This is a genomic window from Kitasatospora aureofaciens, assembly GCF_019192735.1.
Taxonomy (GTDB): Bacteria; Actinomycetota; Actinomycetes; order Streptomycetales; family Streptomycetaceae; genus Kitasatospora; species Kitasatospora aureofaciens_A.
Genome location: NZ_JAHTKP010000076.1, coordinates 21457 through 33885 on the forward strand (window position 1 = coordinate 21457; position 12429 = coordinate 33885).

Genomic DNA, 12429 nt, shown 5'->3' on the forward strand with positions numbered 1-12429 from the left:
CCCGCTGTCCCAGCCTTTCTCCCACATCGACAACGCTGTTGGCCAGCCGCTCGGCGAGCGACCTCCGGCAATTCGAAAGCTACGGCCGAGCATCTGGCCAGAGCACGGCGAACATGCCTAGTCCACAGGCAGCCCGCCTGACGCTGTGGTCATGACGACGAAGACGGCCTCAATGGTCGTGTCCGGGCAGCACGTTCGTAACACCGGGCCGCTGCCCGATCGGCTCCCTGGACCAGGACCAGCTCCTGGCCCTCCTCGTCCGCCATACCAACGGCCAACCGCTGTGCTGGGGCGTCGGGTGCGCCGCACGCGATGGCGGTGAACGAGACGGTGGTGGCGTTCGTGCGGGGTGGCACCGCGCCCGGTTCGGCGGGTGGGGTCGGCCTGGTGACGTCCTGGGCGACGGAGGTCGAGTTCGCGCTGCCGGGCCGCCGCTTGCTCTTCGCCGACCTGGTGCTGCGCGATCCCGGCGCGAAGGTGCCGCTGCTCCTGGCCGAGGTCGACCGCGGGAACGAGGGCGTCGGCACGCTCGTGGAGAAGCTCACCGCCTACCGCGCCTGGTGCGAGCTCCTGGCGAAGGGCGCCGCCAAGGCCGCTGCCGAGACCGCGCTGCGCCGCCCCGGGGCCCGCACCCACGACCTGCGGCTGTGGCCCACCGTCTACCCGCCGACCGGGAACACCACGCGCTTGATCACTCGTTGGTGTTGGTGGTGCGAGCCCGCCACACGGGGACCTCTCGATACGCCCGAGCCGCGCGAGCTCCCGCAACAGACCGCACGCGATTTCGGGCATACGATGGACACCTGACGCATCGTCAGCCAGCGCCACAGCGCGTTGCACTGATGGCGGAGCGGACTGTCACAGCCGTGTGCCGGTTCACCTCCGCCGCTTGCCGAACGAGCACAGGACACAGGAGTCTCGAAGCAGTCGGGTGGGCGACAAGGGGCGGACGCAATGCGGGGGAACACGACTCAGCGGACCACCGTCCGGGTGGGCCCACTGCTGGGCGGCCTGTGCCTGGGGGTTTCCGCGCTGCCAACCCTCGCGCTCGGAACCTTGGTGGGCCTGCTGACCGGGGACCCCTTCCTCGAGGTCCTGGGCGCCCTACTGATCATGGTGGCCCTGGTCCAGCTGCTGAGCCGGGGATTCCTCGTACACGCGGACGAGCAGCAGATCACCCTGGTGCGGCCGTGGAGCCGGCATCGCTACCCCTGGGAGAGGGTGGTCGGGCTCGTGGTGGTCACCCGCCACGATCCGGAGAGCAGCGCCGAGCAGGCCGTCCGCCTCTATCTCCAGCACCCCAGGGACAGCGCCCGGATGACGCTCAGTCCGCTCCTGATGAAACCCATCGGCCCGTACGAGCTGCCCAGCGGCAAGAGGCTGCAGCTCACGGCCGAGACGTTCGCGCTCTTCACCGCCCGCGGCCTGCCCGTTGAACAACCGGAGTACGTCAACCGCGTACTGCGCGCCGCCGGCCTACCCCCCAACGCCGACGAGCAGTGCACCATCGTCCGCCCGAAACAGCCCCGCTGACGCCCTTACTCGACGAAGAGCATGGTGACGAGTTCGGCGAGGCGGGCGGTTTCGGTCTCGTCGGTGCCGCGGCGGTAGTGGGCGGTGTCGGACTCGACCCAGGTGGGGCGGATCTGAACGATGCCTTATATGACAGAACGTCTGATTCGCTGCTGACCTGCGAGATCAGGTTGACAACCCCAGATAAGACGGGCTCAGCAGGGAGTCACGCGAAGCATTCCTTGCCCGTGCCGCCGCGGGCTACTTCGACATCGACCTCTTCTGACGACCCCGGCCCGAACGGGAACTGTCCTCAGTGCTTCTGGGACAGCTTGCTGAGGAGGCTGACCGCGAGTGGGGCAAGGACCACCAGGGCGTTGGACAACCGCTTTGCGATTCCGACGTCCAGGCCGAGGAGAGCCATCATCCGCGCTCGTCCCTGTACCCAGGCCTCAGTCGGCCTCCCCGTCGACGGTGTGGTGTACACGATGTTCACCAGCTCGTACGCCCGCCTGCGCCAGGACAGGAGTGCAGGTGTGTAGACCGCCGCGAACACGCCGGTGAAGAACGTACCGATCAACACCACGAACCGTTCCTTGACGACGACGAAGTCCCCGGGGGGGACGGGCCATCCCTGCCTGGCGTAGATCGAGGTCCAGAACGTATGCGCGAGGCTGTTGACCAGGAGCTGGACCGCAATGATCACGAGGGTCGCCGCGGACAGCGCGATGCCGATCGCGACGAGCGAGGCCACCAGGCAGTCCTGGAGCTTGCGCAGTTCATCCACGACCTGGCCCGGCGGAACCACGGTGCGGTGCTCTCTTTCGAACAGGCCGCGCAGCTGGCGGAGTCGTTCGGCAACGAGCCAGATGACCACGACGGCAGGTCCGGCAGACGACAGCCCGAAGAGGACGACCGCCGTGATCCGCCACCGGAAGCCCGGTTCGAGCACACACGGCCACCCGGCCTCCGTGAGACACGCCGGCGGACCGTCCTGCCAGTGGAGCAAGGCACTGATGGCGGCAGAGCCCAGCGGCCACATGGCAAGCAGGAGGCGGTACGGAATCGCCGGGGCCCGCCTGGCCCTGCGGAACAGGCCGAGTACGTCGCCGACCCGGCCGGACACCCAGACCGCGAGGCCGGACCACAGCGCGAAGACGGAACCGATGCCGATGCTGAACGCGAGGAGGTCGTCGTGGTTCATGGACTCGCCCCGGCCCAGCCAGAAGAGCAGGAACCCGGCCGTCGCCGGGAGCAGGAGCAGGATCGAGAGGAAGGCGGGTGAGGTCGCCCACGGCGGATACGTCGGCGCCGATCGGGGGCCTCTCTCCATACGCCACCACCTCGAAGGACAACATCGCTGGACGGCTGGCCCGACCACGTTCGCACAGCTCCGTACCTGCGCGATGCAGGTGTCCGGACGTGTCGGACCCGACGGTCGGGCACCTCGGCATGGGGGTCGGGGCATGGAGTTCCGCTGCAGGGCGGGTCGTTCGCGGTGCCGCCAGACCGGCTGGAGGCTGCCACGGTGGCCTTGGCCACCGCCATCACCGGTGGCAGCGTGTACCTGGACGGCTTCCTGATCGCCACGTTCCGCGTGGGGCCTGGTGGCGGTGTCCGTCGACGCCGGCATGCGGCTCGCTCCGCAGGACGGCGGAACGGCCGTGAGTGTCCCCGGTGGGTCGTACGCGGTGCAGATGGCCACCGTCCGTCTCCAGGCTTCCCGACCGACGTGCAGCGCAACTGACCGTCTTCCTCGGCCGGCGATGGTGGCCGGGGCGACGGCCGCGCCCCAGGCGGAGCCGAGGCGGGCCATGGAGGCGGCGATCGGATCCGGGCGCATCCCGACCCCCGGCGCAGTGCTTCGGTGGGGCGTTCCACCGACAGCGACACAGACAAGGACCGGTCCGCCCCCCGAGCCCCCGAGCGGGTCGGCGGACCGGTCCCACGGTGTCAGTGCCAGTGCACCTCAAGGTGCTGCGCCACGAAGGTCAAAACGGTGACGAGCAGTCCGGAGCCGGCACCGGCCAGGGACCGCGCTGCTCATCAAGGCTGACGCCGGCCATGCAACCCCGGGAACACCCGAAGGCCGAAACACCGCCCGCTGCGCCCGCCGCTGCTGGCCGAGCGCAAGGTGCGCCTCGGCACTACTCAGCCGGTTGTTGAGTACGTTCGCTCATGAGTCCGTGCCGGCTGCTTCCTATCGTGACCTGCATGGACACGGACTCAACCCCCACCAGCCCCCCGACCTCGGGAAACCCGCGGTGGGCCACCGGCTGCGGGATCGCGATGCTCGTCCTCACCGCCCTAGCCGTCCTGGGAGCCGTGGCACTGGGCAAGTTCGAGAAAAGCCTGACCGGGTACGGGCACCTCGAAGACCTTTCCGGAAGCGTGGCCGAACCCCTCCGCCCTGGCGCGACCGCCCACTACGACGACGGCCTGACGATCACCGTGAGCCCACCGCACCGGGAACCCGACAACACCTACAGCTTCACCATCACCTACGACAACGGCACCGACAAAGAGCTGCGCCCGGGCGGGAAGTCCCCGGACACCAGCTTCGACACGAGCGGCTCCGCCCCCATCGTGGTCCGAGCGGGGAAAACCCTCGACCCCGACATCCCCGGCTACGGCCTGACCTTGTTGGACCGGGACGGCTCCGCATCCGTCCTCATGCCGCTTCTCGGCGAGGACCAGAAGCGCACCGTGCCGGTGCGGGTCAAGCCCGACAAGGAGGGGAGCTTCGTCACGGTGGAGGTCACCCCGATGTCCGCCGGATACCGCGAGACTGCGTACTGGCAATTCAACCTGAGCTGACCGTACGCATGAAGGCCGCCACCCCTCGCAGGGCGGCGGCCTTCCGTGCTGCTCACAAGAGGCGGTCCCCGGGCCCGTCCGGGGCGAGGAAGCGGGCGCCGACGTTGTCGTTCGGGTTGAGGTAGACCAGCGCGGTGAACCACGCCGCGGCCGCCTCGGGGGCGCGGCGGCGCAGCAGATCGGCGTAGCAGTAGAGGATACGGTGGGCGGGCCGGTTGTCCAGTTCGCTGTAGAGCAGGACGTCACGGAACGGCCAGGGCAGGGACTGCTGGAGAACGCACACCCCGGCGCGGGCTTACTCCAGCGCGGCGTCCAGCTCGCCGGGCACCTCGTCCTGGTCGCCGTCGAGGCCGTCCTCGTCCTCCTGGTCCAGGCCGACCAGGTGGTAGGCGATGGTGGCGTAGGCGTCCAGGTTCCGGGGATGCAGCCGGCGGTCGCCGATCGTCACGGCCGATCCCTACAGCGACACGGCGGAGCGATGGACGGTCTCCGTCGCGGAGTTGGACGACGGGGACGAGGACGGTCCCCAGATCGGGGAGCTGACGCTCTACTGGCCCCGGGACTACACCGGGCACAGCCGACTGATGGCCGCGGACAGCGAGCTCCGGGGACCTCCTCAGCATCGCCGAGGCCGTCCTGGACGGCGACGACTACAACGAGGAGTTCCAGAAGGCCATTGACATGCCGGTCGGCGACCTGCTGGTGCTGGACCGGTCTATCCCGTGGTGTTCATCGACGCGATCCACGTCAAGGTCCGCGACGGGCAGGTCGCCAACAGGCCGGTCTACGTGGCGATCGCGGTGACCGCCGACGGCTACCGCGAGATCCTGGGCCTGTGGGCCGGCGACGGCGGCGAGGGCGCCAAGTACTGGCAGTCCGTCCTGACCGAGGTGAGGAACCGCGGCGTGAAGGACGCGCTGATGCTGGTGTGCGACGGCCTGACCGGGCTGCCCGACGCGGTGAACACGATGTGGCCCCAGGCCGTGGTCCAGCAGTGCATCGTCCACTTGATCAGGTCGAGCCTGCGATACGCCTCCCGCCGGGACTGGGCGGAGGTGACCGCCGACCTCAAGCCCGTCCATACCGCCGTGAACGAGGCCGACGCTCGCGAGCGCCTGGCGGCCTTCGCCGCGAAGTGGCCCAAGTACGGCTCCATCCCGGCCGTATGGGAACGGGCCTGGAGCGAGTTCGTGCCTTTCCTCGCCTTCCCCGACCACATCCGCGAGGTCGTCTACACCACCAACGCCATCGAGTCCCTCAACGCCCGCTACCGGCGCGCGGCCACCGCCTGCGGGCACTTCCCCAACGAGCAGGCCGCTCTCAAGCGCCTGTACCTGGCCACCCTCGCCCTGGACCCCTCCGGGCGCGGCCGGCAGCGCTGGAACAACAAGTGGAAAGCCGCCCTGAACGAGTTCGACCAGCTCTTCGACGGCCGCCTTGCCGCCGCACGGGTGCAGGCCGACCAGACCAACCATCAACTACTAGACCAAGCCGGTTAAAAACACCTAATTCGTGATAGACTCCTGACGACCGGTCTCCTCGGAGTAGCTGCCGGTCTGCAGCCAGGTGCGCGCGGCGTTCAAGGCGTGGGCGGCCTGGCTGCGCAGCTGGGCCGATCCGTGGCGCAGGTCGGCGTTGTAGAGCGTCTGCTCGGCCTGGTGGAGGCTGGCGACGTGGGCCGCTGTGATGCGGCCGCCGGGTGTCAGGGCGGTGGTGGCGAGCGCTCCGGCGCCGAGTAGGAGGAGGCTGCGGCGGTTCACGTCCTCCTCCTGTTCCTGGTGCGGTGCGCCCGGGCGCCGTCTGGTGTCGGGCCGTACGAACCCGAGTTCCGTCAGGTCGATGCCGCCGAAGATGCTGCTCAAAACCCGTCTCGCGTCGCGGCGGACTGACCGCGCCGCGGTCCCGTCCGGACCCCGGGTACGCCGACGGCCCCGGCTCACGCACCGCAACGTGAACCGGGCCAGTCAGGTGGCTGATTGACAGCCCGTCAGCCGCCGGACATCCGGCCGGCGGGCGGTACTCGCTCGGACCCTTCGGTTCGAACAGGCCGATCAGGTCCGATCAGGCCGTACTGATCGGGAGAGGTCCGATCAGTACGCCTGGTGCACCTGCCAGAACGCCCAGGCGGCGTTCGGGCTGCCGTAGACGGTGTTCATGTACTGCAGGGCCCACTTGAGCTGGGTGGCGGGGTTGTTCTGCCAGTCGGAACCGGCCGAGGCCATCTTGTTGCCGGGCAGCGCCTGCGGCAGGCCGTAGGCACCCGAGCTCGGGTTGGTGGCGTGGATGTTCCAGCCGCTCTCGTGGCTGATGATCTGGTCGAACGAGGCCAGCTGGTTCGCCGGGACGATCGAGGCGGCGAGCGCCTGCAGCGCGGCCGGGGTGCTGGCGACCGGGGTGGCGGCCAGCGGGCTGGCGGCGGCCGGCTTGGCCGGAGCCGCGGCGGGCGCCAGCGCAGCCGGGGCCTGCGCCGGGGCGGCCGCGCCCAGGGTCAGGTGCTGGCCCGGGTAGATCTTGTCCGGGCCGTTGGTCAGCACGGACTTGTTGAGGTCGTAGAGCTTCTGCCAGCCACCCTGCACGTTGTGCGTGGTGGCGATCTTGGTGAGGGAGTCACCGCTCAGGACGGTGTAGCCAGCGGGCGCCTGCGGGGCGGCGGCCGGGGCGGCGGCCTGGACCGAGTGCACCGGGGCGGACTTGACGGGGGCGGCGTTCGCGGCGGTGGCGGCGACCACCGGGATGCCGGCGCCGACGCCGACGACCACGGCGGCCGCGACGATGCGCTTGATGGAACCGACAGCGAACAGGCTGGGGCGAGCGTTGACGGGCAGCATGAAGTGCGATTCCTCTCCCACGCCTGCGAGGTGAGCTGTCGGGTTCGGGCTGGAGTAGCCCGGCCGCGCAGAGACGCGGCTTCACCCCTAGCCCCGCCGGGACCAGCCCGGGTGAGGCAACTTACCTGTGGGTCCCCCGCCCCTGCCGTGGTGCTTCATGGGTGCACGTGCCCGCCCGATCCGGCGGCAGGATTCGGCGTTCCGGAGAGCGGGGTTCGTTTCGTACGGAGACGAACGAGAAGGACCGTAAACGGCACGGAGCCATTAGCACAAGCCCTCGTGAGCTGGGTCACGGCCCGGCCGGATTGTCCGAATGATCCACAATGGTGCTTGATAACGATGCAGTAACGGCCCTATGGGTGCGTGTCAGTGCGGGCCGCCGGGCCGAGGGCAGCCACCAGCCCACCGGGCAACGCGAACGCGCCATGAAGGGCTTCCGCTCCGCCGGCGCGGGCCAACGCTTCCTGTCCGCGTTCAGCGGCATCTCACCCCACTTCCGACCCCGCCGCCACCTGATGGCCGCCACCGGCTACCGAGCCGAGATGACCGTCCGCTTCGCGATCTGGGAGCAGGTCACCGGAGCCGCCGGCCCGCCCACCGCGGCCTGAACACACAGCTGCAACCCGGCCCCACCACACCCCGACACACCCTCAGGCACTCTCGCACCCAACAACGTGACAACGCCATCACGCCTCCAGGAGATCGGCGCGGTCTTCGAGTTCACACACCCGCGTCTCCAGCTCCATCATCCGGCGGAAGAGCGCCCGCATCTGGCCGGTCCTCACCCGCACGGTTTCGGGCTCAGGCGCGTTCGGCCAGGCCACGACAGGGGTGACGTGACTGCCTCCGGCCGCGGCCTGGAAGACGACGCCGAGCCGGTCGCAGGCCACACACTGGAAGACGAAGCCCATCTCGTCCGGGCCCGGCTGCACGCCCGGGCTGAGGCGGATTCGCAGGTCGGACAGCGGCACGTCCTCGGCTCGGATCTCCAGCACACCCAGCCACAGGCCGCCCTCCTCGCGCTTGGCGTCCTGGAGCACCTTCCACGCGCCGAAGGGACTCGTCCGGTCGACATGGCCGGGGCCAAGGACCGGCTCGCAGTACAGGCAGTCGAACCCCAGGCACACCGCGGGCGCGGTCATGGCAGCTGGTCCTCTCCTCGAGCCGGTCGTCGGCCCGACACTACGCGACCGTCCCCACGCTGCTGATCATGTTCGTGCGTACTTCCCCCTTCCCCGAGGTCCTGGCCGCACATGATTCCCTCCCACGGTGCGCATCACTGCTACTCGGGGTGAAGTTCACGGCCTTGCGCTGGCGGCGCATCCACCGGCTCGGCGCACTCCTGCGCCGGCTGCGCCTACTGACTGCCACCACCAGAACCAGCGGCGCGGCCCTCGCCCGCATGGTCGGCGTGCCCGGCGTCTGACGCGGGCAGCCGGCCACGAGATGGAGGCAGACGTGACATCAGCCAAGGTGGCACCAACGGGTCATGACCGGCCGTCGCGCGGGCGAGAAGCGGTGGAGATCACGAGGTGCTCTCGGGTCTGCGGCCATTTGCCGGCGGCTTGCTGCCGACATACGGGCCCAATGGGGATCTATGGCAGTTTTGTACCGATAGATTTACATCGTGATCGTGATTGCGCGGTTGCGGCGCCGTCGTTCTCCCGCTGGCCGGTGGGAAGCCTTGTTGTCGCCGGTGGTACTCACCGCGGTCATCGCCGGCCTGGCATTCGCTACGCCGAGGGAGGTTGCTTTCAGCCGCTTCCTGCCCGTCGTACCTGCCGTCGCCGCCTCCATGTGGCCGGTGCTTCCCACCGTCCTGCTGGGGATGCTCTGCCTTCTGATCATGGTCGGCCTCGGCCTTGTCTACCCGGATCTGGGGACGTGGTGGACGGCTGCGGCCATCGCCGGGGGCACCGTGGTTGGCGCGTACGCAAGCTACGTTCGACTCAAGCGGGAGCAAGCCCTTCTGCAGGTCCGGCTCGTCGCAGACGCTGCGCAGGGTGTGCTGTTGCGCCCCCTGCCACGCCGCCTCGGATGCGTCGAGATCGAGTCGCTGTATCTGGCGGCCGCAGCGCAAGCCCGCATCGGCGGTGACTTCTACGAGGCCCTCGAAACACCATACGGGGTTCGGCTGCTCATCGGCGATGTGCGGGGCAAGGGGCTGTCCGCGGTGTCGGCGGCCTCGGCGGTGGTCAGCTCCTTCAGAGAGGCCGCTTACGACCTGCCCGACCTGTGCGGCATCGCGCGCCGTCTGGAGGTCGGCATCACCCGCCACAGCGCCGCGTACCCCACCCAGGATCTGCCGGAGCGTTTCGCCACCGCCCTCCTCGTCGAAATCCCGCACGAGGGTGGCTGCCTCAGACTCCTCAACTGCGGGCATCCCCCGCCGCTGCTCCTGCACCGCGGGGAGCTTCGCGTCCTGAGTCCGACCGCCCCCTCGCCGCCTCTCAATCTCGCGTCGCTCATCGGCAATCACTACAGGATCGACACCGCCGCCTTCGACCCCGGCGACCACCTGCTTCTCTACACCGACGGCGTCACCGAGACCCGCAATCACACCGGCGAGTTCTTCCCGCTATCTGACTGGCTACGGCAGCAGACCGCAGCGCCGCCCCGCGAACTACTGGACAGGCTCCACCGGGACCTCCTCCGCTACAGCAGCGGAGGACTGCACGACGACATCGCGGCCCTCGCCGTACGCCTCCACGCGTATCCGGACCGCGAAGTTCCCCGGGCATCCGCTTCGGATGTCACTTGACGCCCGCAGGAGCAGGCTGTCTTCGCCCCGCCCCTGCAATCTCCGGGGCGACGTCGGTGGTCCGGTGGGCCTGGCAGGTGGCCTCGCAGGCGCGGTCGGTCTTGGATCCGGCGATCAGGTTCTCCCTGCCTGACGGCGGCCGTGCACCGACCCGTCGAAGCAGCCCGGTGCGCAACGCCGCGACGTGATCGGGCCGCGTCTACCAGGCCACTCCCAGGGCCGCGAGCTGTCCGAGCTGCTCGGGGCTGAGCTTCGCCCGGCGGGCCTTCGTGTTGTTCAGCCAGGCACCCAGCGACAGCCCCTCGGCAGTCTTATGCGCGCGGGGCACCCTCGCGTGGCCCTCCCGCTCCACGAACTCCGCGAGGGCGGCCAGGTGCAGCTGGAAGCGGTCCGCCCGCGACACCTTCGGCTTCGCCTCGGCGGCCTGCTTCGCGGCCACGAGCTCCTGATCCTCGGCGACGCCAAGCGCCGCGAGCAGGTCCTGCTGCTCCTGGTCGAGCGCGGCCCAGCCGGCTCGCTGCGCCCGGACCCACCGGCCGAGCTGTTCACCCTCGAACGTGGTCTCCGCCGACAGGGCGGGCCAGTCGACGCGGCCGTCGGACTCCAGCCACCACTGCCGCGCGACGGCGTAGGTGCGCTGCCAGGTGATCGGCCAGGCTGGGCACCACCACGGGTCGATCTCCTCCAGCGCGGCCCGCCGCTCCGGGGCCAGGGCGCCAGGCTCGCCCTCAGGTACCTCGGCCGCCGCCCGCAGCCCGGCGAGCCACACCCCGACCGGGTGTGCGGTCTCAGCTTGGCGTTTAACCTCGCGGGTCACTCGACCTGCTGAGATTCCCGGGAACCGGCGGCACGTGAGGCGGCCGTTCTCCACGCTTCGAGATGTCGAGTAACGAAGCACGAGAGAACGGCCGCTGCGTATGAGTCTCCCCGCCGACACGCCCGCAGGCGAAGCATTGGGTGTCTTGTCCCACTTTCGGGTCGAGTTCTACGAGTGTCTGTACAGCCGCGCTGACGTCCTCTTCGAGCTCACCGACGCGATCTTGTGCACGGACGGGCCGGTGAAGACGCTGGTCGAGCTGTCCTTGGCGGTCGAGCACCGGCGCGGCCACGGGGCCCTGTACGCCGCGCTGGACCGCGGCTGGCTGGAGCCCGCGCGGGTACGCCGCGCGCTGGCCGGCCTACCGCTGCCGAGAGCGGCCGACGGGCGGATCGTGCTGGCCGTGGATGTCAGCAACTGGCTCCGCCCGGATGCCCCGACCAGCGACGAGCGGCTGTTCTGCCACGTCTACGGGCGCGGCGACCGCAAGACGGACCAGTTCGTGCCGGGCTGGCCGTACTCCTTCGTCGCCGCCCTGGAGAGCGGCCGGACATCCTGGGTCGCCTTCCTGGACGCCGTGCGCCTCGGACCGGCCGACGACGCGACCGCCGTCACCGCCGCCCAGCTGCGAGACGTCGTCGAGCGGTTGGTGCAGGACCGGCAGTGGCAGGTCGGTGATCCGGAGATCTGGATCGTCATGGACTCCGGCTACGACGTCGCCTACCTCACCCACGCCCTGGCAGACCTGCCCGTCGTCCTGGTCGGGCGCCTGCGCTCGGACCGTGTCATGCTCCGCGACGCCGGTCCCGCCCGCAGCGGACCGAAGGGCGGCCGACCGCGCAAGCACGGCGGCGTCCTGACCTTCGCCAAGCCCGACAGCTGGCACGAACCCGAGATCACCACGGTCACGGACACCACCCGCTACGGCAGGGCCGAGGCCAGAGCCTGGGACCGCATGCACCCCAGACTGACCCACCGCGGCCCCTGGTTGGAACACCCCGAAGAAGAACTGCCCGTCCTGCACGGCACGTTGATCCGCTTGGAGGTCGAGCACCTGCCCGGCGACCGCGCCCCGAAACCGGTCTGGCTGTGGTGCTCGGCCACCGCCGCCACACCGGCGGACGTGGAGCGCTGGTGGCAGTCGTTCCTGCGCAGATTCGACTTGGAGCACACCTTCAGGCTGATGAAGCAGACCCTCGGCTGGACCTGCCCGAAGATCCGCCACGCCGACAGCGCCGACCTGTGGACCTGGCTCATCATCGCCGCCCACACCCAGCTCCGCCTCGCCCGGCCCCTCGCCGAAGACCTCCGCCGCCCCTGGGAACGGCCCACCGAACCCCGCCGTCTCACCCCCGCCCGGGTGCGACGGGGGTTTCGCAACATCCGCGTGACCAGGGCCCGCCCGGCAGCCGCACCGAAACCGTCCCGACCAGGGCCGGGACGGCCTACAGGATCGAAGAACAAGCAGCAGGCCAGGCGCCATGACGTCGGCAAGACAGTCAAGCGCGCCGAGTCACTCAAGGAGCACCAAACCCGCCCACGTTAAACGCCAAGCTCAGAAGCCGTTGGGTGCAGATCTTGTGAGGGTGCCTCGTTGGGGTGATTCGCAGGGGTTCGGGATGCGCCGGTGTGGGGCGGTCTCTACCGTCGGCGAGGTGAGTCGGCCGTGGGTGCGGGCTCTGGGTGAGGCGGGG

Annotated in this window: 13 protein-coding genes, 2 pseudogenes and 1 riboswitch; of the genes and pseudogenes, 8 read left to right on the forward strand and 7 right to left on the reverse strand. The window is 69.7% G+C overall.

Annotated elements, in window-relative coordinates; translation table 11 throughout:
* Window positions 1–264 precede the first annotated feature (264 nt).
* Entirely contained in the window at window positions 265–807 is a 543-nt protein-coding gene (locus KV557_RS36885) for a replication-relaxation family protein (RefSeq protein ID WP_218205984.1), read from the forward strand.
* Window positions 808–954: 147 nt separating this feature from the next.
* Entirely contained in the window at window positions 955–1533 is a 579-nt protein-coding gene (locus KV557_RS36890; RefSeq protein WP_218205973.1) for a hypothetical protein, read from the forward strand.
* Between the two features lie 292 nt (window positions 1534–1825).
* Here the strand turns inward: KV557_RS36890 and KV557_RS36895 are convergent, their stop codons facing one another.
* Complete coding sequence (locus tag KV557_RS36895) at window positions 1826–2845, reverse strand: hypothetical protein (RefSeq protein WP_218205974.1); 1020 nt, start codon at window positions 2843–2845, stop codon at window positions 1826–1828.
* Window positions 2846–3726: 881 nt separating this feature from the next.
* On the opposite strand from KV557_RS36895, the gene KV557_RS36900 reads away from it, so the two are divergent.
* Window positions 3727–4329, forward strand: a complete 603-nt coding sequence (locus tag KV557_RS36900; protein WP_256178501.1) for a hypothetical protein — start codon at window positions 3727–3729, stop codon at window positions 4327–4329.
* Window positions 4330–4381: 52 nt separating this feature from the next.
* Here the strand turns inward: KV557_RS36900 and KV557_RS36905 are convergent, their stop codons facing one another.
* Both KV557_RS36905 and KV557_RS36910 read right to left on the reverse strand, forming a co-directional pair.
* The gene (locus KV557_RS36905; protein ID WP_218205975.1) at window positions 4382–4612 is read right to left on the reverse strand and encodes a hypothetical protein; all 231 of its coding nucleotides are present in this window, start codon (window positions 4610–4612) and stop codon (window positions 4382–4384) included.
* 12 nt (window positions 4613–4624) lie between these two features.
* Window positions 4625–4777 carry a hypothetical protein gene (locus tag KV557_RS36910; RefSeq protein WP_218205976.1) on the reverse strand — a complete coding sequence of 51 codons (153 nt, stop codon included), beginning with the start codon at window positions 4775–4777 and terminating at the stop codon, window positions 4625–4627.
* A 244-nt stretch (window positions 4778–5021) separates the two neighbouring features.
* Here KV557_RS36910 and KV557_RS36915 point away from each other — a divergent pair.
* Window positions 5022–5828: pseudogene (locus KV557_RS36915) on the forward strand (IS256 family transposase); the annotation flags it as partial.
* 6 nt (window positions 5829–5834) lie between these two features.
* Here the strand turns inward: KV557_RS36915 and KV557_RS36920 are convergent.
* Together KV557_RS36920 and KV557_RS36925 are read right to left on the reverse strand one after the other, a co-directional pair.
* Window positions 5835–6191: a hypothetical protein gene (locus KV557_RS36920; protein WP_218205978.1), complete on the reverse strand. Its 357-nt coding sequence runs from the start codon at window positions 6189–6191 to the stop codon at window positions 5835–5837.
* Window positions 6192–6419: 228 nt separating this feature from the next.
* Window positions 6420–7157, reverse strand: coding sequence for a LysM peptidoglycan-binding domain-containing protein (locus tag KV557_RS36925; protein WP_256178502.1), 738 nt, complete (start codon window positions 7155–7157; stop codon window positions 6420–6422).
* A gap of 7 nt (window positions 7158–7164) precedes the next feature.
* A riboswitch (cyclic di-AMP (ydaO/yuaA leader) is annotated at window positions 7165–7286 on the reverse strand.
* Window positions 7287–7537: 251 nt separating this feature from the next.
* Here KV557_RS36925 and KV557_RS36930 point away from each other — a divergent pair.
* Window positions 7538–7765, forward strand: a pseudogene (locus KV557_RS36930) (IS6 family transposase); the annotation flags it as partial.
* 78 nt (window positions 7766–7843) lie between these two features.
* Here KV557_RS36930 and KV557_RS36935 read toward each other — a convergent pair.
* Window positions 7844–8299, reverse strand: coding sequence for a hypothetical protein (locus KV557_RS36935; RefSeq protein ID WP_218205979.1), 456 nt, complete (start codon window positions 8297–8299; stop codon window positions 7844–7846).
* Between the two features lie 149 nt (window positions 8300–8448).
* On the opposite strand from KV557_RS36935, the gene KV557_RS43555 reads away from it, so the two are divergent.
* Window positions 8449–8583 (forward strand): hypothetical protein, encoded by a 135-nt coding sequence (locus tag KV557_RS43555; protein WP_256178503.1) that lies wholly within the window; start codon window positions 8449–8451, stop codon window positions 8581–8583.
* Window positions 8584–8793: 210 nt separating this feature from the next.
* Complete coding sequence (locus KV557_RS36940) at window positions 8794–9918, forward strand: PP2C family protein-serine/threonine phosphatase (protein WP_308130256.1); 1125 nt, start codon at window positions 8794–8796, stop codon at window positions 9916–9918.
* 199 nt (window positions 9919–10117) lie between these two features.
* On the opposite strand, the gene KV557_RS36945 is transcribed toward KV557_RS36940, so the two are convergent.
* Window positions 10118–10735 carry a helicase associated domain-containing protein gene (locus KV557_RS36945; RefSeq protein ID WP_218205980.1) on the reverse strand — a complete coding sequence of 206 codons (618 nt, stop codon included), beginning with the start codon at window positions 10733–10735 and terminating at the stop codon, window positions 10118–10120.
* A gap of 100 nt (window positions 10736–10835) precedes the next feature.
* On the opposite strand from KV557_RS36945, the gene KV557_RS36950 reads away from it, so the two are divergent.
* On the forward strand, window positions 10836–12281 hold the full coding sequence (locus tag KV557_RS36950; protein WP_218205981.1) for an NF041680 family putative transposase: 1446 nt from the start codon (window positions 10836–10838) through the stop codon (window positions 12279–12281).
* Window positions 12282–12429: the final 148 nt, after the last annotated feature.

Coding starts and splice junctions, on each gene's coding strand:
- KV557_RS36890 (WP_218205973.1), top strand. CDS start 955: ATGCGGGGGAACACGACTCAGCGGACCACCGTCCGGGTGGGCCCACTG.
- KV557_RS36895 (WP_218205974.1), bottom strand. CDS start 2,845: ATGGAGAGAGGCCCCCGATCGGCGCCGACGTATCCGCCGTGGGCGACC.
- KV557_RS36900 (WP_256178501.1), top strand. CDS start 3,727: ATGGACACGGACTCAACCCCCACCAGCCCCCCGACCTCGGGAAACCCG.
- KV557_RS36925 (WP_256178502.1), bottom strand. CDS start 7,157: ATGCTGCCCGTCAACGCTCGCCCCAGCCTGTTCGCTGTCGGTTCCATC.
- KV557_RS36935 (WP_218205979.1), bottom strand. CDS start 8,299: ATGACCGCGCCCGCGGTGTGCCTGGGGTTCGACTGCCTGTACTGCGAG.
- KV557_RS36950 (WP_218205981.1), top strand. CDS start 10,836: ATGAGTCTCCCCGCCGACACGCCCGCAGGCGAAGCATTGGGTGTCTTG.